Annotated in this window: 18 protein-coding genes; 5 read left to right on the forward strand and 13 right to left on the reverse strand. The window is 68.1% G+C overall.

The window, feature by feature from the left end:
- The first annotated feature begins 5 nt into the window (after positions 1–5).
- From G6032_RS00775 to G6032_RS00785, 3 genes are read left to right on the forward strand one after another with little or no spacing between them, the layout of a single operon-like run.
- Positions 6–764, forward strand: a complete 759-nt coding sequence (locus tag G6032_RS00775; protein ID WP_165280220.1) for an NYN domain-containing protein — start codon at positions 6–8, stop codon at positions 762–764.
- Between the two features lie 52 nt (positions 765–816).
- Positions 817–1,551, forward strand: coding sequence for a 2,3-diphosphoglycerate-dependent phosphoglycerate mutase (gpmA, locus tag G6032_RS00780; RefSeq protein ID WP_240901861.1), 735 nt, complete (start codon positions 817–819; stop codon positions 1,549–1,551).
- 52 nt (positions 1,552–1,603) lie between these two features.
- Positions 1,604–2,602 carry an aldo/keto reductase gene (locus tag G6032_RS00785; RefSeq protein WP_206211723.1) on the forward strand — a complete coding sequence of 333 codons (999 nt, stop codon included), beginning with the start codon at positions 1,604–1,606 and terminating at the stop codon, positions 2,600–2,602.
- A gap of 18 nt (positions 2,603–2,620) precedes the next feature.
- Here the strand turns inward: G6032_RS00785 and G6032_RS00790 are convergent, their stop codons facing one another.
- From G6032_RS00790 to G6032_RS00835, 10 genes are all read right to left on the reverse strand, one after another.
- Positions 2,621–4,909: a heavy metal translocating P-type ATPase gene (locus tag G6032_RS00790; RefSeq protein ID WP_276610756.1), complete on the reverse strand. Its 2,289-nt coding sequence runs from the start codon at positions 4,907–4,909 to the stop codon at positions 2,621–2,623.
- A 1-nt stretch (position 4,910) separates the two neighbouring features.
- Entirely contained in the window at positions 4,911–5,063 is a 153-nt protein-coding gene (locus G6032_RS00795; protein WP_165280222.1) for a DUF3096 domain-containing protein, read from the reverse strand.
- 196 nt (positions 5,064–5,259) lie between these two features.
- Entirely contained in the window at positions 5,260–6,147 is an 888-nt protein-coding gene (locus tag G6032_RS00800) for a patatin-like phospholipase family protein (protein WP_165280223.1), read from the reverse strand.
- A gap of 1 nt (position 6,148) precedes the next feature.
- The gene (locus G6032_RS00805; RefSeq protein ID WP_165280224.1) at positions 6,149–6,949 is read right to left on the reverse strand and encodes a crotonase/enoyl-CoA hydratase family protein; all 801 of its coding nucleotides are present in this window, start codon (positions 6,947–6,949) and stop codon (positions 6,149–6,151) included.
- 3 nt (positions 6,950–6,952) lie between these two features.
- Positions 6,953–8,119, reverse strand: a complete 1,167-nt coding sequence (locus tag G6032_RS00810; protein WP_165280225.1) for a CaiB/BaiF CoA-transferase family protein — start codon at positions 8,117–8,119, stop codon at positions 6,953–6,955.
- Complete coding sequence (locus G6032_RS00815; protein WP_206211724.1) at positions 8,119–9,069, reverse strand: nitronate monooxygenase family protein; 951 nt, start codon at positions 9,067–9,069, stop codon at positions 8,119–8,121. Before G6032_RS00815 ends, G6032_RS00810 begins: the two co-directional genes overlap by 1 nt.
- Positions 9,056–10,216 carry an acyl-CoA dehydrogenase family protein gene (locus G6032_RS00820; RefSeq protein WP_165280226.1) on the reverse strand — a complete coding sequence of 387 codons (1,161 nt, stop codon included), beginning with the start codon at positions 10,214–10,216 and terminating at the stop codon, positions 9,056–9,058. Before G6032_RS00820 ends, G6032_RS00815 begins: the two co-directional genes overlap by 14 nt.
- 2 nt (positions 10,217–10,218) lie before the next feature.
- Positions 10,219–10,995, reverse strand: a complete 777-nt coding sequence (locus G6032_RS00825) for an enoyl-CoA hydratase-related protein (RefSeq protein WP_165280227.1) — start codon at positions 10,993–10,995, stop codon at positions 10,219–10,221.
- 55 nt (positions 10,996–11,050) lie between these two features.
- Entirely contained in the window at positions 11,051–13,183 is a 2,133-nt protein-coding gene (locus tag G6032_RS00830) for a 3-hydroxyacyl-CoA dehydrogenase NAD-binding domain-containing protein (RefSeq protein WP_165280228.1), read from the reverse strand.
- Between the two features lie 15 nt (positions 13,184–13,198).
- Positions 13,199–14,407, reverse strand: a complete 1,209-nt coding sequence (locus tag G6032_RS00835; RefSeq protein WP_165280229.1) for an acetyl-CoA C-acetyltransferase — start codon at positions 14,405–14,407, stop codon at positions 13,199–13,201.
- A 227-nt stretch (positions 14,408–14,634) separates the two neighbouring features.
- Here G6032_RS00835 and murI point away from each other — a divergent pair, with 227 nt between their 5' ends.
- Positions 14,635–15,429, forward strand: a complete 795-nt coding sequence (gene murI, locus G6032_RS00840) for a glutamate racemase (RefSeq protein ID WP_240901838.1) — start codon at positions 14,635–14,637, stop codon at positions 15,427–15,429.
- Here murI and G6032_RS00845 read toward each other — a convergent pair.
- Genes G6032_RS00845 through G6032_RS00855 form a run of 3 tightly spaced genes read right to left on the reverse strand, consistent with a single transcriptional unit; the run spans position 15,426 to position 19,363 of the window.
- A complete protein-coding gene (locus G6032_RS00845; RefSeq protein ID WP_165280231.1) occupies positions 15,426–16,934 on the reverse strand; it encodes a helicase HerA-like domain-containing protein in 1,509 nt (502 codons plus the stop codon). The genes murI and G6032_RS00845 overlap by 4 nt on opposite strands.
- Positions 16,935–16,946: 12 nt before the next feature.
- A complete protein-coding gene (locus G6032_RS00850) occupies positions 16,947–18,260 on the reverse strand; it encodes an MFS transporter (protein WP_165280232.1) in 1,314 nt (437 codons plus the stop codon).
- Positions 18,257–19,363, reverse strand: a complete 1,107-nt coding sequence (locus G6032_RS00855; protein WP_165280233.1) for a prephenate dehydrogenase/arogenate dehydrogenase family protein — start codon at positions 19,361–19,363, stop codon at positions 18,257–18,259. The genes G6032_RS00850 and G6032_RS00855 overlap by 4 nt, the downstream gene beginning before the upstream one ends.
- Positions 19,364–19,377: 14 nt before the next feature.
- Between G6032_RS00855 and G6032_RS15770 the strand changes: the two genes are divergently transcribed.
- The gene (locus G6032_RS15770) at positions 19,378–19,512 is read left to right on the forward strand and encodes a hypothetical protein (RefSeq protein WP_276610759.1); all 135 of its coding nucleotides are present in this window, start codon (positions 19,378–19,380) and stop codon (positions 19,510–19,512) included.
- Positions 19,513–19,538: the final 26 nt, after the last annotated feature.

Raw genomic sequence — 19,538 nt, forward strand, 5'->3', positions numbered from 1 at the left:
CAGACATGGCTACCGAACCGCTGATCGCGGTCTTCATCGATTTCGAAAACCTCGCGCTAGGCGTGCGCGACATGAAGGGCGACAACAAGTTTCACGTCGAACTCGTCATCAAGCGCCTGCTCGAGAAGGGCCGCCTGGTGTTCCGGCGGGCCTATTGCGACTGGAGCGGCTATCGCGAATACACCCGCGAGTTCCATTCCCAGGGCATCGAGATGATCGACATCCCCCAGAGCCGGCACAGCGGCAAGAACAGCGCGGACATCCACATGGTGGTGGACGCGCTCGATCTCTGCTATGCCAAGCAGCATATCGACATATTCGCGCTGCTCTCGGGCGACAGCGATTTTTCGCCGCTGGTGTCCAAGCTCAAGGAGAACAACAAGCGCGTCATCGGTTGCGGCGTGAAGAGCTCGACCTCGGACCTGCTGATCCACGGTTGCGACGAGTTCATCTACTATGACGATCTCGTCCGCGTGGCCGCCAAGCCGAAGCGCACCCGTGGCAAGACCGAGCCCAAGGACAAGAAGACCGAGGCGATGGACAAGCTGGTGGAAATCGTGGAGTCGCTGGACACGGATTACGACCAGCTCTGGGGCTCGATGGTCAAGCAGACCATCAAGCGCGTGCACCCGGGTTTCAGCGAGAGCTATTACGGCTACAACAGCTTTTCCGACCTGTTGAAGGATGCGGAGAAGCGCGGCCTGATCGGCCTCGAGTACGACGAGAACCGCGGCAATTACCTCGTCAGCGCCACCACGCGCTGAAACGCGCCGCAGCCGGCGCCAAGCACAGGAAGACTGATCGATGGCACACAAACTGATCCTGCTTCGTCATGGCCAGAGCGAATGGAACCTCGCCAACCTGTTCACCGGCTGGGAGGACGTGGACCTCACGGACAAGGGTCGCGAGGAAGCGGCGGAAGCGGCCCGGCTCATCCAGGCCGAGGGACTCGAATTCGACCTGGCGTTCACCTCCACGCTCAAGCGGGCCATCCGCACGCTGTGGATCGTCATGGACGGGATGGACCGCATGTGGGTTCCGGTGCGGCGGGCGTGGGAGTTGAACGAGCGGCATTACGGCGCCTTGCAGGGTCTCGACAAGGCCGAAACCGTGCGGCGCCATGGCGAGGAACAGGTGCTGATCTGGCGGCGCAGCTACGACGTGCCGCCCCCGCCGCTGGAGGACGACGACCCCCGTCATCCCCGCTTCGAGGCCAAGTACGCAGACGTGGATCCGCAGCGCCTTCCCGCCGCGGAGTCGCTCAAGGACACGCTGGCGCGGGTCCGGCCTTTCTGGGAATCGGAGATCGCGCCGCAGATTCGCGCCGGACGCAACGTCATCATCGCCGCCCACGGCAACAGCCTGCGCGCCCTCGTGAAGATGCTCGACGACGTCAGCGAACAGGACATCGTCAAGCTCAACATACCGACGGGCATCCCGCTGCTGTACGAACTGGACGCGGAGCTGCGTTCGACCGGAAGCCGCTATCTCGGCGACCCGGAAGCGGCGCGCAAGGCCGCCGAGGCGGTTGCCAACCAGGCCAAGGCCTGAGCGGGCGCGAGGGCCACGTCCGGCAATGACCGGCGACAGGAGGAGTTCCATCATGAGCGTGCCGCACACCCACCTCGGAAGACATGGCCTCCGCGTCAGCAGGCTCTGCCTCGGCACCATGAACTTCGGCTGGCACACCGACCGCAAGGCGGCGTTCGCGATGATGGATCGTGCGCTGGAACTCGGCATCAACTTTTTCGACACCGCTGACGTCTATGGATGGTCGGCGACGCCCGGCGAGACCGAGCGTATCCTGGGCGAATGGTTCGCCCTCGGCGACGGCCGGCGCGACGCCGTCGTGCTGGCGACCAAGGTGTACGGCAAGATGGAGGCCGTCTACCCACGCCCCGAGCCGAACAGCGACGGTCCCGGCCTCTCGGCCTACAAGATACGCAAGCATTGCGACGCCAGCCTGCAGCGTCTCCGGACCGATCATATCGACCTGTACCAGATGCACCACGTCGACCGGGAATGTCCCTGGGACGAGATCTGGCAGGCCTTCGATGTCCTCATGCAACAGGGCAAGGTGACCTACCCGGGCTCGTCCAACTTCGCCGGCTGGGATATTGCGACCGCCTGCCAGGAGGCATCGCGGCGCGGCACCCTGGGCCTGGTGAGCGAGCAGAGCACCTACCATCTCGATAACCGCATGGTCGAGCTCGAGGTGATCCCGGCCTGCCGGCACTACGGCCTGGGCCTGGTCCCGTGGAGCCCGCTCGGCGGGGGGCTGCTGGGCGGCGTGCTGCGCAAGCTCGAGGCCGGGCGCCGGGTCGACGAGGGCATGAAGAAATACATCGAATCGAAGCGGCCGCAACTCGAGCGCTTCGAAACGTTCTGCGACGAACTCGGCGAGGCCCCCGCCACGATCGCGCTGGCCTGGCTGATGCATAACCCCGCCGTGACCGCGCCGATCATCGGTCCCCGCACCATCGAGCAACTCGAGAGCGCCGTCCGCGCTACCGAGGTGAGCCTCGACGCCGACGCGCTGAGTACGCTCGACGACATTTTCCCGGGTCCGGGGGGCGAAGCGCCGCAGGCCTACGCGTGGTGAAGCGGCCGCCCGAAACGCCTAGAGCGCCGCGCGTCGCAGGCGCAGCGCGTTGGTCACGACCGACACTGAACTGAAGCTCATGGCCGCTGCGGCGATGATCGGCGACAGCAGGATCCCGACGAAGGGATAAAGTATCCCCGCTGCGACCGGGACGCCGGCGGCGTTGTAGACGAAGGCGAAAAACAGGTTCTGGCGGATATTGCGCATCGTCGCCCGCGACAGGCGCCGCGCCTGGGCAATGCCCATCAGGTCCCCGCGCAGCAGCGTGACGCCGGCGCTTTCGATCGCCACGTCGGTGCCGGTTCCCATCGCGATGCCGACGTCCGCGAGCGCCAGCGCAGGGGCGTCGTTGACCCCGTCTCCCGCCATGACCACGATGCGACCCTCGTCGCGCAGCCGCTGCACCACCCGCCCCTTGTCCTCCGGCAGGATCTCGGCCTCCACTTCGTTGATGTCCAGCTTGCGGGCCACCGCTTCGGCCGAGGTGCGATTGTCGCCCGTGAGCATGACCACGCGGATGCCCTCGTCATGCAACGCCTTGACCGCAGCCGCCGTGGTTTCCTTGATCGGGTCGGCAATGGCGATGAGGCCGGCGATCCGGCCGTCCACGGCGGCGAAGATGACCGTGGCGCCGTCGTGCCGCAGGGACTCCGCTGCTTCGGCCTGGGCGGCGATGTCCACCCCCTCGTTCTCCATCAGCAGCCGGTTGCCCAGGGCGATGCGGCGCGCCTCGATCTCGCCGACCACGCCCTTGCCCTGCGGTGAGTCGAAGCCTTCGCTGGCGGGCAGCTCCAGTCGCAGTGCCCTGGCGTGCTCGATGATGGCTTCCGCAAGCGGATGCTCGCTGCCACGCTCGAGCGCCGCCGCGAGGCGGACGAGCTCCCGTTCCTCGAAGCCTTCCGCGGTCCGCACGGCCGTCACCCGCGGCTTGCCCTCGGTCAGCGTGCCGGTCTTGTCGATCACGACCGTGTCGGCCTTTTCCAGCAGTTCGAGCGCCTCGGCGTTTCGCACCAGGATGCCGGCCTGCGCGCCACGGCCGACGCCCACCATGATCGACATCGGTGTGGCGAGCCCGAGGGCGCAGGGGCAGGCGATGATCAGCACGCTCACCGCGGCGATGAGACCCAGCGCCATCGCCGGCGGCGGGCCCCATAGCGACCAGGCGACGAAGGCGATCACGGCCACGAGGATCACGACGGGCACGAAGTAGCCTGCGACCTTGTCGGCCAGGCCCTGGATCGGCGCACGGCTGCGTTGCGCGTTGGCCACCATCTGCACGATCTGCGCCAGCATGGTGTCGCGCCCCACCTTGTCGGCCCGCATGATGAACGAACCCTGGTTGTTGATGCTGCCGCCAATCACGGTGTCGCCCGCCTCCTTGGGCACGGCGAGCGGCTCGCCGGTCACCATCGACTCGTCCACGTAGGAGCGTCCTTCGAGCACTGCGCCGTCCAGCGGCACCTTGTCGCCGGGACGCACGCGCAGCCGGTCCCCGACTTTCACCTGGTCCAGCGGCACGTCCTCCTCGCCGCCCTGCTCGTCGAGACGCCTCGCGGTGGCGGGCGCGAGATCCAGCAGTGCGCGGATGGCGCCGGAGGTTTTTTCCCGCGCCCGCAACTCCAGGACCTGGCCCAGCAGCACGAGCACGACGATCACCGACGCCGCTTCGAAATAGACGGCGACAGACCCGTCCGGCTGGCGGAACATCTCCGGAAAGATGCCGGGCGCCACCGTGGCGACCACGCTGTAGAGCCACGCGACGCCGGTGCCGATCGCGATCAACGTGAACATGTTGAGGCTGCGGCGCACGACGGAGCGCCAGCCGCGCACGAAGAACGGCCAGCCCGCCCAGAGCACCACCGGGGTCGCGAGCGCGAGCTGGATCCAGTTGGTGGTTTGCGGCGCGACGAGCTGGTCCAGGCCGAACAGGTGCCCGCCCATGTCCAGCACCAGCACCGGCAGCGCCAGCACGAGGCCGATCCAGAACCGCCGCGTCATGTCGCTCAGCTCTTCCGAGGGGCCGGTATCGGCGGTGACCTCCTCGGGCTCCAGCGCCATGCCGCAGATCGGGCAATCGCCCGGCCCTTCCTGCCGCACTTCGGGGTGCATCGGACAGGTGTAGATGGTGCCCGGCGGCGCGGGAGGCGGCGGATGGCTCTCCCCGAGGTAACTTCCAGGGTCCTCGAGGAACTTATCGCGACAGCGGGGCGCGCAGAAATGCCAGGTCGTCCCGTCGTACTCCGCACGATATTTGCTGGTCTCGGGATCGACCGTCATCCCGCACACGGGATCCTTCGTTTCAGTCAACTCAGAGATGCATCTGGTTGACGCCGAACAGGCCGATCAGTCCGACGATGATCAGGTATGCCGCGACGATATAGTTCAACAGCCGCGGCACGAGCAGGATGAGAATGCCTGCGATCAGCGATACCAGCGGCGTGAGGGTGAAATTCAAACTCATGACAGGAGTCCTCGGGGTTCCATGCAGCGCAGCAGGGATGCTGCGGCCCTGCTCGACGACACGCCCGGCAAGACGATACGACGAAGAGCATTCATCGCTAATAAGTGTAGCAACCGCCTCGCGGCCTGCAGCGCGCCAGGGCGGCGGGCCGGAGCTCGACGTCTGCGTGCGGCGGATGCAGGAGCGCGCTATCCCCCTAGCTGCGTGGCCCGGCCAGGGCGGCCTGGGCGCGCTCGCGGCCGAGCTCGATGAGTTCCTCGGCGCGGTAGAATTCATAGAACAGGCTGGCATCACGCGGGACGTCGATGACGATGTCCGGCGTGTAGGCCGCCAGCTTCATGCGGGCGATGGAGTTCTGCATCAGGTCGATCGACGCCGTCACCACGTCGATGATGCCCGGCAGCTTCGGATCCTTTGACCCGTCCTCCGCCTCGGACTCGGCCTCGGGAGACCGGCCGTCCGTCGCATCCTGATCCGGATCCACCAGTTGCCGCGCCCGTTCACGCGAGCTGCGCGACGCGGCGTTGAGGTTCACCGCGATGATCATGTCGGCATCCTGGTTGAGCGCCGGCGCGATCGGGATCGGGTTCAGCAAGCCGCCGTCCACCAGGATCCGGCCGAGGTACACGTGCGGCGTGAACACCGTGGGAATCGCAATGGACGCGCGGATGGCATCGAACAACGAGCCCTTGTTCAACCAGATCTCCCGCTGCTCGCGCAGATCCGTCGCCACGGCCGTGAAGCCGATGGGCAGGTCCTCGATGACATGATCGCCGACGAGTTCCTTGAGCACGCCCATCAGGCGATCGCCCTTGAAAAGGCCGGTCCAGCCGAAGGCAAAATCCAGCAGGCTGAACATGTCGCGCCTTTCGAGCTTGCGCGCCCATTCGGCATAGGGCTCGAGCTGGCCCGCCGCGTAGATTCCGCCCACCAGCGCGCCCATGGAGCATCCCGAGATGTAGACGATCTCGTGACCCAGCGACTCGATATGCTGGATGATGCCGATATGGGCGAGCCCGCGCGCACCGCCGCTGCCCAGCACCAGCGCCACGCGCTTCCCCCGCTTGCCTTCCTGCTTGCTCATCTCACCTGACCGGCGGCCCGAACTGTGGCGTGTCGCCCGCCAGGCCGGCGCGCACCGCCTCCATCTGGTTGGCCTGCCCGAGGATCTGCATCTGCAGCTCCGCCTCCAGCGCGAGCCCGTCGTGCGACGGGCACTCCCAGGCATGGTTGAACAGCTGCTTGGCGCCGCGCACCGCATCGGGGGAGCGCTTCGCGATCGCTTCCGCCAGCGCGATCGCTTCCGCCAGCGGGTCATCGGCGAGGCGCGTCACCAGGCCCAGCCCGAGGGCCTCCTCGCCCGGGACGATGCGCCCGCTCCAGGCCAGCTCGAGCGCCACGTCGCGGCGTACGAGACCACGCAGCGTCTGGCTGCCGGACATGTCGGGGATAAGGCCCCAGCGGATCTCCATGATCGAAAGGCGGGCGTCCGGGCGGGCAATGCGCAGATCGGCGCCCAGCGCGAGCTGGAGACCGCCGCCGAAGACTTCGCCGTGCAAGGCCGCAATGACCGGCACGGGACATTCGCGCCAGGCCCAGCCGGCGCGCTGCGCCAGGTTGGCCGCCTCGCCTTCGCGGCGCGACAGCAGCTTTAGAAACACCGCCTCGCCACCGGCGAACGACCCCAGGTCGATCCCGGCGCAAAAACTCTTCCCGGCGCCCGCGAGCACCACGGCGCGCAATTCCCGGTCCGCAGAGAGCGACCGCGCCGCTGCGTCCAGCGCATCAAAAGTGGCGGGATCCAGCGCATTGCGCTTTTCGGGCCGGGACAGGGTCACCACCGCCACGTGGCCGCGGCGCTCGATACTGACGCGTTCCTCGCTCATCGCTTACTCCTGTTGTTGCGGAATGACGCCCGCTGCGGCCAGCGCCTGCAGGGACGTCTCATCGTAGCCCGCCCGCGCCAGGATCGCATGGGTGTCTGCGCCCGGGTGGGGCGCTGCACGCGGCGCCTCCGGCGCGCTGCGGCTGAAACGCGGCGCCGGCGCGGCCTGGACCACGCCGCCGACCTCGACGAAGGTGCCCCGGGCCGCGTTGTGCGGATGCTCCGGTGCCTCCCCCAGCGACAGCACCGGCGCGAAACACGCGTCGCTGCCCTCGAGCAACGTGCACCACTCCGCGCGGCTGCGCGTCCTGAACACGGCGGCGATCTCGGCCTTGAGCGCCGCCCACGCCGAGGTGTCGGGACGGCCGAAACTGAAGGCGTGTGGCGCGAAACGCGCCGCGTCCAGGCCGAGGCGCTCGAGAAACTCGGCGTAGAACTCCGGCTCGATCGGCGCCACGGCGACATATTTTCCGTCGGCCGTCTCGTAGGTGTCGTAGAAGTGCGCGGCCCCGCCGAGCATGCTGGCGCCCGGACGCTCGTCGAACAGCCCGAGCGCACGGAAACCGGAGAACATGTTCATCATCGAGGCCGCCCCGTCGAGCATGGCTGCGTCGATCACCTGGCCCGCACCGGAGCGCTCGCGTTCCAGCAAGGCACAGGCCAGGCCGAACGCGAGCAACAGCCCGCCGCCGCCGAAATCGCCCACCAGGTTCAACGGCGGCACGGGCTTGCCGCCCACGGGCCCGATGCTGTGCAACGCGCCGGACAGGGCGATGTAGTTCAGGTCGTGGCCGGCGGCCCGGGCCAGGGGACCCTGCTGGCCCCAGCCGGTCATCCGCCCGTAGACGAGGCGCGGGTTCCGCTCGAGGCAGGTGTCCGGACCGAAGCCGAGCCGCTCCGCGACCCCCGGCCGAAAGGCCTCGAACAACGCGTCGGCGTCCTCCACCAGGCGCAGCAGCGCCACGACACCCTCCGGCTTGCGCAGGTCCAGCGCGATGCTCTCGCGTCCGCGCGCCAGCGGATCGGGGAGCGGCGGCGCGGCGCGCGGCAGCGGCATGCGTTCCACGCGCAGCACCCGCGCACCCATGTCGGCCAGCATCATCCCGCAATACGGCCCCGCCCCGAGCCCCGCAACCTCGATCACCGTCAGCCCCGTGAGCGGTCCCGCCATCAACCGCGCTCCGGCCAGGGGACTCCGGCGGCACACGCCGCATCGAACTCGGCCTTGAGCCGTGCGCACAGCTCGGCCGTGCCCGGGACATCCCGGATGGTGCCGACGCCCTGGCCGGCCGACCAGATGGTCTTCCACGCCTGCGCCTCGTCACCGAGATCCTTGAGCTTGCCGCTGCCGAGACCGCGCTTCGCCAGCGCGGCGACATCGAAGCCGTTGTCCTCGAGGCTCTGGCGGAGAAAATTCGCCGGCACGCCCGACACGGCATCGGTGTAGACCACGTCCGCGGCACTGGCGGCCAGCATCATCTGCTTATAGGCCTCCGGCGCGAGGCTCTCCCGGGTGGCGATGAAGCGGCTGCCGATCCACGCGAGATCCGCCCCCATCATCAGCGCCGCCGCGACCTGCCGGCCGTCGCTGATGGCGCCCGCGAGCAGCAGCGTGCCGTCGAAGAACTGGCGGATCTCGCTGGCCAGGGCGAAGGGACTGGTCGGCCCCGCGTGTCCGCCCGCCCCGGCGCAGACGGCGATGAGCCCGTCCACCCCCGCCTCGGCCGCCTTGTGGGCGTGGCGCAGGCTGACGATGTCGTGGAACACGATCCCGCCGTAGCCATGAACCGTCTTGACGAGATCCGGCACGGCGCCGAGCGAGGTGACGATGAAGGGCACCCGGTGGCGCACGCAGGCCTCGAGATCCTGTTCGAGCCGGGGGTTGGAGCGGTGCACGATGAGGTTCACTCCCCACGGCGCGTCGCTGTCGTTGAGCGCCCCGCCGACCTCGTCGAGCCATTCGACGAACTTGGCCGTGCTGCGCTGGTTCAGCGCCGGGAAGCAGGCCGGCACCCCGCTGCGGCAGGCCTCGATGACCAGCTGCGGCCCGGACACCAGGAACATCGGTGCCGCCACCGCGGGCACGGCGATCCGTCCGCGAAACGACTCAGGCAGTGCCACGGCGCGGATCCAGGCCCATCGAGCGGGCGATGATTTCCTTCATGATCTCGCTGCTGCCCGCGTAGATGCGGGATACGCGTGCGTTCGCATACAGCCGGGAGATGGCGTACTCGTCCATGTAACCGGCGCCGCCATGCAGCTGCAGGCACTCGTCGGTGACCCAGCCCTCGACCTCGCTGGCGAACAGCTTCGCCTCGGCCGCGACGTCCGCCGAGAGCTTGCCCTCGTTGTGATCCATGACGCAGCGATCGACGAAAGTCTGCGCGACGTCGATCCGGGTGCGCATCTCGGCCAGCTTGAACCGCGTGTTCTGGAACGCCGCGATCGCGTGGCCGAAGGCATGCCGTTCCTGCACGTACTCGAGCGTGAGCCGCAGGGCCGCCTCGGCCGCGGCCACGCAACCGCAGGCCACGATCAGGCGCTCCTCGGCGAGGAACTGCATCAGGTAATAGAAGCCCTTGCGCGGATCGCCGAGGACGTTCGCCTTGGGTACCTTCACGTTGTCGAAAAACAGCTCCGCCGTGTCCTGCGCCTTGAGGCCGAGCTTCTTCAGGTTGCGCCCGCGGCTGAAGCCCTCCATGCCACGCTCGACGAGGAACAGGCCGATCCCGTGCGGGTGCTCGGGCACGGTGCGCGCCGCGACGATGAACACGTCGCCGTTGATGCCGTTGGAAATGTAGATCTTGGAGCCGTTCAGCACCCAGTGGTCATCGTGCTCCTCCGCGCGGCTGCGGATCCCTGCCACGTCGCTGCCCGCCGACGGTTCGGTCATGGCGATGCCGAGAATCGTCTCGCCGCTGACACAGCCGGGCAGGAAACGCGCCTTCTGCTCGTCGTTGCCGAGCTGGCCGATATACGGGCCGCACAGCCGATTGTGCAGCGTGAGACCGAATCCGGCGTCGCCGTGGAAAGCGTTCTCCTCGATGAGGATCTGCTCGAAACGGAAATCCTCCACGCCCATGCCGCCGTAGTCCTCGCCGGCCCACATCAGGCAATAGCCCTGCTCGCCGGCTTTTTTGAACAACTCGCGATCGACGATCCCCGCCGCCAGCCAGTCGTCGAGATGCGGCGCGGCCTCGGCCTGGAGAAAGCGGGCGACGGAGTCGCGAAAGATCTCGTGCTCTTCCTCGAAGATGTTTCTTTGCATGCTCATCGTCCCTTGAACTGGGCCTTGCGCTTGGCGACGAACGCGCCGATCCCTTCCTTCGCGTCCTCGCTCTCGAGGCAGGCCGTCTGCAGGTGCGCCTCGTAGGCGATCGCCTGCGTGAGGCTCAGGTCCATGGCGGCGCGCATCGCCAGCTTCGTGCGCGCCAGCGCCAGCGGTGCCCGTTCCGCAAGCTCGGCGGCCCAGGCCATGCTGTCCTCGTCCAGCCGCGCCGCCGGCACCACGCGATTCGCCAGCCCCAGCTCGAGGCAGCGCTGCGCCGGGATGCGTTCCGACTCGATGCACAGCTGGTAGGCGCGGTGGTAACCGAGCTGGCGCGCCAGCAGCCAGGTGGCCCCACCGTCGGGAATCAGGCCGATGGCCGCAAAGGGCGAGAGCAGGTAGGCATCGTCGGCCATCACGACCAGGTCGCACACCAGGGCGAAGGACAGGCCGATCCCCGCAGCCGGCCCGGCGACCGAGGCGATCACCGGCTTCTCCATGCCCGCGATCATGTCGAGCGTGGGCCGGAAGTCGGTGTTGATCACGTCCTCGACGCGCCGGTCCTTCGGGAAACCCTGCTTGAGATCCGCGCCGGCGCTGAACTTGCCTTCGGCGCCGCGCAGGATCACCGCCCGGATCTCGCGGTCGCCGGCCGCGCGTATCATGGCCTCGCGCAAGTCATCGGCCAGTTCCCGGTTGAAGGCGTTCAGCACGCCCGGACGATTCAGTGTCACCACCGCGACGGGGCCGTGGCGTTCGTAAAGGACGGTATCGGTCATCGATCTCTCCTGGGGCGAAAGCTGCGTCGCCCGGGGCGCATCGGTTACGTTCGACTCAGCGCAGCTGGGTGCGGTTGCGCAGCCACTCTGAAGGCCGGTAATGCTCGCCGAAGGCGTCCGCCATGCGATCGCATTCCGCAAGGAACGCCGCCATGCCCACCGTGTCCACGAGGCTGGCGGTGCCGCCGGTCCACGGCGGGAAGCCCCAGCCGAAGATCGAACCGACGTCGGCATCCGCGGGATCGGTCACGACACCCTCTTCCATGCAACGCGCCGTCTCCAGCGACTGGATGTAGAGCAGCCGCCGCTTGACGGCCTCGACATCCGGCTGCTCGGCCGCCGGCGGGTAGATCTCCGCGAGGCCCGGCCAGAGACGCTTCTTGCCGCCCTCCGGGTACTCGTAGAAGCCCGCGCCGTAACGCTTGCCGAGCCGCTTGAGCTCGTCGTGGAATTTCTCGATCACGGCATCGGCGGGGTGCGGCTGGTAGGCGTCGCCGAGATCCTTGCGGGTCTGCTTCATGATCTTGTAGGACAGGTCGAGCGTCACCTCGTCGGACACCGCGAGCGGACCCACCGGCATGCCCGCCATCTTCGCGGCGTTCTCGATCAGCGCCGGCTTGACGCCCTCGGCGAGCATCGCCACGCCTTCCTTGACGTAGGTGCCGAACACCCGGCTGGTGTAGAAACCCCGGCTGTCGTTCACCACGATCGGCGTCTTGCGGATCTGCTGCACGTAATCGAGCGCCCGCGCGATGGCCGTGTCGCCGGTCTGCTCGCCGACGATGATCTCGACCAGCGGCATCTTGTCCACCGGCGAGAAGAAATGGATGCCGATGAACTGCGCGGGGCGCTGCGACGCCTGCGCCAGGCCGGTGATCGGCAGCGTGGAGGTGTTGGAGGCGAAGATCGCGCTCGCGGGGATTACCGCCTCGGTGGCCTCGGTGACCTTGCGCTTGATCTCGCGATCCTCGAACACGGCCTCGATGACCAGGTCACAGCCGGCGAGATCGGCGTAATCCGTCGTCGGCTTGATGCGCGCCAGGACCTCTGCGGCCTTGTCGGCCGCCATCTTGCCGCGTGACACGCGCTTCTCGAGCAGGTTAGCGGAATAGCCCTTGCCTTTCTCCGCGTTGGCCTGGTCCGTGTCCAGCAGCACCACCTCCATGCCGGCGAACGCCGAGACATGGGCGATGCCCGCGCCCATCATCCCGGCGCCCAGCACGCCCAGCTTGCGGACCGGGACCTTGTCCACGTCCTTGGGCCGCCGCACCAGCTTGTCGGCCGCGCCCTTGTCCAGGAACAGCGTGCGGATCATGTTGCGCGACACGGGCCCGGTCAGGAGCTCGACGAAGTACTGCGACTCGATCTCCAGGCCCTTGTCGATGGGCACGATGCTGCCCTCGTAGACGCAGGACAGGATGGCGATCGGCGCCGGGTAGTTGTGCATGGTCTTTTGCGCCACCAGCGCGGTCCCGACCATGAAAGTCTGCGCGGTGCCGGGACGGCTCGCGCCGGCGCCGCCCGGGAACTTGAAGCCCTTCTTGTCCCAGGGCTGTACCGGGTCGCCCTTGTCGAGAATCCACTGGCGGGCCCTGGTCAGCATCTGCTCGGCATCGGGGGCCAACTCTTCGATGAATCCCAGCGCATGCGCCTTGGCCGGATCGAGATGCGTACCCTCGACCATCAGCGGCAGCGCTTTCTCGCTGCCGATCATGCGCGGCAGCCGCTGGGTGCCGCCGGCGCCCGGCAGCAGTCCCACCTGCACTTCGGGCAGGCCGAGGCGCGTTTTCGGGTCGTCGATGGCGACCCGGTGGTGGCAGGCGAGCGCCAGCTCGAGACCGCCGCCCAGCGCCGTGCCGTTGATGGCCGCAACGAACGGCTTACCGCAGGTCTCCAGCTTGCGGAAAATGAGGGTGAAGCTGCGCGCGAACTCGTAGATCTCGGCCGGGCCCTGGCCGCGCGCAAACACGCCGACCAGGTCCTTGAGGTCGGCGCCGGCGACGAAGCTGCTCTTCGCCGAGGTGATGATGGCGCCCTTGACGGCGGCATCGCCCGCGACCTTGTCGATGCATTCGTCGAGCGCCTGCATGAAGGCGGGCGTGAGGACGTTCATGGGCCGGTCGGGCACGTCGATCACCAGCTGGGCGATGCCGTCGTGGTCCACTGAATACTTGATGTTGTCATTCATGTTCGGCATCCCTTCTTATTGACGCTCGAGGATGGTCGCGGTGCCCATGCCGGCCCCCACGCACAAGTTGACCAGGCCGGTGGCCAGGTCGCGGCGCTCCATCTCGTCGAGCAGCGTGCCGAGCACCATCGCGCCCGTGGCCCCGAGCGGGTGCCCCATCGCGATCGCCCCGCCGTTGACGTTGATCTGGTCGCTCGGCACATCCAGCTGCTGCATGTAGCGCAGCACGACAGAAGCGAAGGCCTCGTTGAGCTCGAACAGGTCGATGTCGCCGCGCTTCATCTTCGCTTTTTCCAGGGCGCGTTCCGCCGAGGGTGCGGGCCCCGTGAGCATGATGGTGGGCTCGCTGCCCACCGAGGCGAAGGCGCGAATCCGCGCGCGGGTCGCAAGCCCGAGATGTTCGGCCATCTGCTTGCTGGCCACGAGTACCGCGGCGGCGCCATCGACGATGCCGCTGGAATTGCCGCCGGTGTGCACATGGTGGATCGACTCCACATCGGGGTAACGCTGGATCGCCACCGAGTCGAAGCCCGCCTGCTGGCCGGGAATCTCGAAGGCGGCGCGCAAGCCGGCAAGGTCCTCGGCCGTGGTGCCCGGCCGCATGTGCTCGTCGCGGTCCAGCACGACGCGCCCCAGCCGGTCGCGCACCGGGAGGATCGAGCCCGCGAAACGACCCGCCTGCCAGGCCTCGGCGGCGCGGCGCTGGCTTTCCGCCGCGTAACGATCGCAGTCCTCGCGGCTGATGCCGTAGCGCGTCGCGATGAGATCGGCGCTGATGCCCTGGGGCACGAAGTAGGTGTTCCAGGCGACCTGCGGGTCCGTCGCCATGGCGCCGCCGTCCGAGCCCATGGGGACGCGTGACATGGACTCGACCCCGCCGGCGATCACCAGGTCGGCCTGGCCGGCCATCACCAGCGCCGCGGCGGTGTTGACGGCCTCGAGGCCGGAGGCGCAGAAGCGGTTCAACTGCTTGCCGGGCACCGACTGCGCGTAGCCCGCATTGAGCGCGGCGACCCGTGCGACGTTGGCGCCCTGCTCGCCGACGGGGGCCACGCAGCCCATGATGACGTCCTCCACCAGCGCCGTGTCGAGTTCGTTGCGGTCGCGAATGGCCTCCAGCACCTGGGTCAGCAACTGGATGGGCGTAATGCCGTGGAGGGCGCCGTCGGGCTTGCCGCGGCCGCGCGGGGTGCGCACGTGATCGAGAATATAAGCGTCTGTCATGACTCGCTGTCCCGTAGGTGGTGGGCGTCCGGCTTCAGCGGCACAAGGCCGCCGGGCTGACGACTGGGGGCAATGGACGAGGCCGCGGACCCGAAGTCATACGACCGTTTGACTCGGCCATTATAGCCGCGCAATTCTGACTACAGCATGTCGAAGAGAACTTCCTTGCTATGTTGCAGTGCATCCACGGGAGGGGTAGCGTTAACCCTTTAGGCGGAGCGATCGATTTGCGCATCGGGGTGTTCGATTCGGGTCTCGGCGGGCTCTCCGTGCTCCGGGAGATCCGCCGTCGCATACCTGCGGCGAATCTCACCTATCTCGCGGACTCGGCCTGGGTGCCATACGGCGCGCGCAGCGAGGACGTGATCCGGGTCCGCTCACTCGCGCTGTCGCGCTACCTGGTCTACCACGGTCACGACATGATCGTCGTGGCGTGCAATACCGCCACTGCCGCCGCCGTGCCCCTGCTCCGGGAAACATTCCGCATCCCGATCGTGGGCATGGAGCCGGCGGTCAAGCCCGCCACCGCGGCGACCCGCAGCGGCGTGGTCGGCGTGCTCGCCACGGTGGGGACTCTGCAGAGTGCGCGCTTCGCCGCCCTGCTCGACCAGTTCGGCGGCGACATCCAGGTGCTGACCCGGGCGTGTCCGGGTCTCGTCGAACAGGTCGAAGCGGGCGAACTCGACAGCGAGCTGACACGCGCACTCGTCACGCAGTTCGTCGCTCCGCTGGTCAGGGCGGGGGCCGATACGCTGGTGCTCGGCTGCACGCATTTCCCGTTCCTGCGGCCGCTCATCGAGACGACCGCGGGTCCGGACGTCCGGGTCATCGACACCGGCGAGGCCGTGGCCCGCCGGGTGCGCGAAGTGGCGCAGGCCGCGGGCCTGCAGGCCGGGGAACGCGGTGCGACGAATTTCTTCACCAGCGGGGATGCAGGCGCCTCGCTGGGGGCTTTACGGCGGCTTTGGGACGACGCGGCGACGCTCACGGAACTGCCGGCCGAATACGCGGGCCGCAGCTAGCGGGACTTGGACAGGGAACCGAGAATGCCCCGCAGCAGCGAGCGGCCCAGGCTGCGGCCCAGCTGGCTGCTCATGCTGCGCACCGCACTCTTGGTCGCCGCCTCGACATAGCCCTGGCGATTGCTGGCCCGGGGACGCCTGGATGCCGTGGCGCGCGCGGCTGCTTCGCGCTCGGCCGCTTCGCGTTGCGCCGCCTGTTCGGCGGCCGAAGCGGCAGCGGCCTGCTCGGCGCGTATCGCCAGGATCTCGTAGGCCGATTCACGGTTCACGAGCTGCTCATAGCGCCCGCCCACTGGACTGCGGCCGCGCACCACGCTGCGCTCCGCGTCGCTGATCGGACCGATGCGCGTGGCAGGCGGCGACATCAGGCAGCGTTGCACGATGCCGGGAATTCCCTTGGCCTGCAGAGTCGATACCAGCGCCTCGCCGACACCCAGCTCGGTGATCACGGTCTCGGTGTCCAGCGCGGGGTTCTGGCGGAAGGTCGTCGCCGCCGCGCGCACCGCTTTCTGGTCGCGGGGCGTGAAGGCGCGCAGCGCATGCTGGATGCGATTGCCCAGCTGGCCGAGCACCGGATCCGGCAGGTCCAGCGGGCTCTGCGTCACGAACCACACCCCGACACCCTTCGAACGCACCAGGCGCACGACCTGCTCGACCTTGGAGACCAGCGCCGGCGGCGCGTTGTCGAACAAGAGGTGCGCCTCGTCGAAGAAAAACACCAGCTTCGGCAGCGGTGCATCGCCCACCTCGGGCAGTTGCTCGAAGAGTTCCGCGAGCAGCCACAGCAGCGTGGTGGCGTACACCCGCGGCGAGTGAAACAACTCGCGGGCGTCCAGCACGTTGATGATGCCGCGGCCCGACAGGTCGGTGCGCATCAGGTCGACGAGCTCCAGCGCAGGCTCGCCGAAAAAGTTGTTGCCGCCCTGCGATTCCAGCGCGAGCAGGCGGCGCTGGATGGCGCCGATCGAAGCGCTCGTGATGCGCCCGTAACGTGTCGAGATCTCCTTGTGGTTCTCCGCGGCGTGGGCAAGCAGCGCGCGCAGATCCGGCATGTCGAGGAGCAAAAGCCCCTCTTCGTCCGCGTAGTGGAACACGACATGCAGCACGCCTTCCTGCGTCTCGTTCAGCTCGAGCAGTCGCGCGAGAAGCATCGGGCCCATCTCGGAAATCGTCGTGCGCAAAGGATGCCCGCCCTTGCCGAACACGTCCCAGAACACCACCGGGGCAGGGGCGAATACCGGGGCCGGCATGCCGATGGTCGCCACGCGCTCGTCGATGCGCGGGTGCGGCGCGCCGGGCTGCGACAGGCCGGCGAGGTCGCCTTTCACATCGGCGAGGAATACCGGCACGCCGCGTGCCGAAAACGCCTCCGCCAGCACCTGCAGCGACACCGTCTTGCCGGTACCGGTCGCGCCTGCAATGAGGCCATGGCGATTCGCATAGCGTGGATCCAGCAACACGTGCCCGGCATCGCTGCCACCGAGTAGAACATGATTTTCCTGCATCAGAGTCCCCCGTTATCGCGTCACTTCTTCCAGTCGTTGCGCGCCCATCGACCCGGCCAGGCAGAACAACCCCAGTATCCCGATGGTCTCGGCGGTGCCGATCCATCCGGCCACCGCACCGAAAACCCCGCCCATGAGCAGCACGATCCCGATCACCGTGTTGCTCACGGCAACGTAGGTGGCGCGCGTCTCGGCCGTCGCCATGTCCACGAGATAAGTCTTCCGGCCGATACGAATCCCGGCATGGGCGATGCCCATGACGAAAAACGCCGCCAGGATCACCACGCCGTCGGGCAATCCCGGCGAGCCCGCCATCTGCCAGCCGGCGATGCCGAGGCTCAGCAGGCCGGCAACGCCCGAGGCTGTGCGCAACACGTTCCGGCTGGAGCGATCAGCCATGCGCCCCCAGAAGCCGGCACTGACCGTCGCGGCGATACCGGCCGCGACCAGCAGCGCACCGAGTCCGCCGAGCCCGGCCTCGGTCTGCTCGCGCGCCAGCACAGCGTAAAAAGGCACCAGCAAAGCCGTCGAGACCAGCAGCGCGCGGGTGATGACGAAGCGCCGGAACAACCGGTCCGTAACCAGTACGGACAGGCTCGCCAGGGCATCCCGACCGGCATTGCCCCCGCCCGCGGTCGCCCCGGGCGTCTCGCGAATGCCGGCGAACAAGGCGGCCGCAAACAACCACAGGCCGGCGGCGATCAACAGCAACACGACGATGCCGCCGACATCGGCGGGCGTTCCACCGCCGAATTGCAGCCAGGCGCCGAGGAGTACGGTGACCACTCCCGCCATCGCCGTGGCGTAACCCGTGAGGGTGCCGCGGCGGGTCTTGGAGACTGTCTTGCCCATGACGTCCTTGTTCGCCACCGATGCGACCCCGCGCGCGATCGCGAACACGGTCAGCAGCCCGACGACGGCCCAGCCCGCCGCCGCGCCCTCGAGGGTCAGAGCCACGCCGGCGAACGCCGCGACACAAAGCCCTTGTACGATGCTGCCCCCGACCCAGAGCCATTTCCTGATCGGACGCGCGCGGATCGCTGCGGCCACGAACAACTGCGGCATGAGAGACAGGGACTCCCGGATCGGCACGAGCAGGCCGATGAAAAACGCGGGTGCGCCGGCCGCGGACAACAACCAGGGCAGCACCAGCTTCGCGCTGGCGATTTCGTCGCCGATCTTCGTACAGACGAGGGACGCGAGTTGCAGGAAGAAGTTTCCCGGCTGCTCCCGGCATGCGGCGTCGGGAATGTCCTTGCACACGCGTGCGTCCTCGTCGCCCGTGACAAGGTCGTAGAACGAACCGACCCAGGCCTGCCGCTTCAAGACTGGGGATTCTCCAGGTACCGTGCGCCGGCGCGCATCAACGCGGTAAAGGCTTCGACATCGTCCTGCGCGACCGCCTCCTCCACGGCCGCGGCTGCGGCTGCGAGCGCCTCCAGGGGCTCGATCCCGTGGGGGTTGGTGGACTGGATCTCGAAATAGAGTTCCGGGTTTTCCCGGGCGACCCGCGTGGCGACGCCCAGCTGCGCACCGAAGGTGGTGCTGGCGAATGCGGCCAGTTCGGCGATGTCCCGACCGCTGGCCGTGAGCGCCGTGAAGAAGGCGATATTCACGGCGTGGGACAGGCCCAGCACCCAGGCCACCAGGCGATCATGCTGCTCGAGGGACATCTCCGCCAAACCCGCCGAGGTCTGTTCGAACAGTGCGCGCACGGTGGCGAGAGCGGCGGGCGCGCCGATGTCGACGAGGATGACATGGCGTCCGGCGAGGAGGCGGACGTCCGGACCGAACATCGGGTGAATCGAAGCGACCGCCACCCCGGCATCGCGCAGGGTGGCGAGTGCGGCGGCCACGGGCGCCTTGATCGAACCGATTTCCACCACCAGTCCTGCGGGCGAAAGGTCGGCCAGCTCCTCGAGAATCGCTGCGGTCGCGGCCAGCGGCGCCGCGACGATCACGAGTTCCGCATCACGTGCCGGGCCGCGCCAGTCGGCATGCCACGGCAGGCCTGCCACCGGACCGGCCGGATCGGCAACGCTCACCGCCCATCCCTGGGTGGCGAGGAACTCGGTGAACCAGCGGCCCATCCGCCCGGCGCCGCCGATCACCAGGGCGCTGCGCCCGGCGCCACCGCCGAACGCTTCCAGCCGATCCCGTTCCTGGCTGGTCAGCGAAGCCTCGATCATCGCGCCGACGAGGCGCTCGCCGAGCTCCGGGTCGAGCCCGTGGTGCAGGGCCCGCGCTCGCGCCAGTTCGCGCACCTCTCGCTCGCGCGAGTAATCACGCGTCGGCTGGCGATGACTCCGCTTGAGACGGCCGATCTCGGCGACGATGCGCTGGCGGCGTGCCGCCATGTCCACGAGCTCGCCGTCCAGTGCGTCGAGTTCCCCCCTGAGCCGGGCCAGTGCCTGCTGCGGATCCGTCAAGGCTCGCGCCCTCCATGCCCGAAAAGATCGCCAGCATAGCCCAGCGCATCGGCCGGGTCAGTCCCGTGTTTCTGCTGCCCGGCATCGACGCACCCGCAAACTCCGTCGCGGAATGGTTCGCCCGTTACGCGCCGGGTGCTGCAGAATGACGACCGGTAAGGGAAATTCCCTACGT

The sequence above is a fragment of the Wenzhouxiangella sp. XN24 genome (genome assembly GCF_011064545.1).
GTDB lineage: Bacteria > Pseudomonadota > Gammaproteobacteria > Steroidobacterales > XN24 > XN24.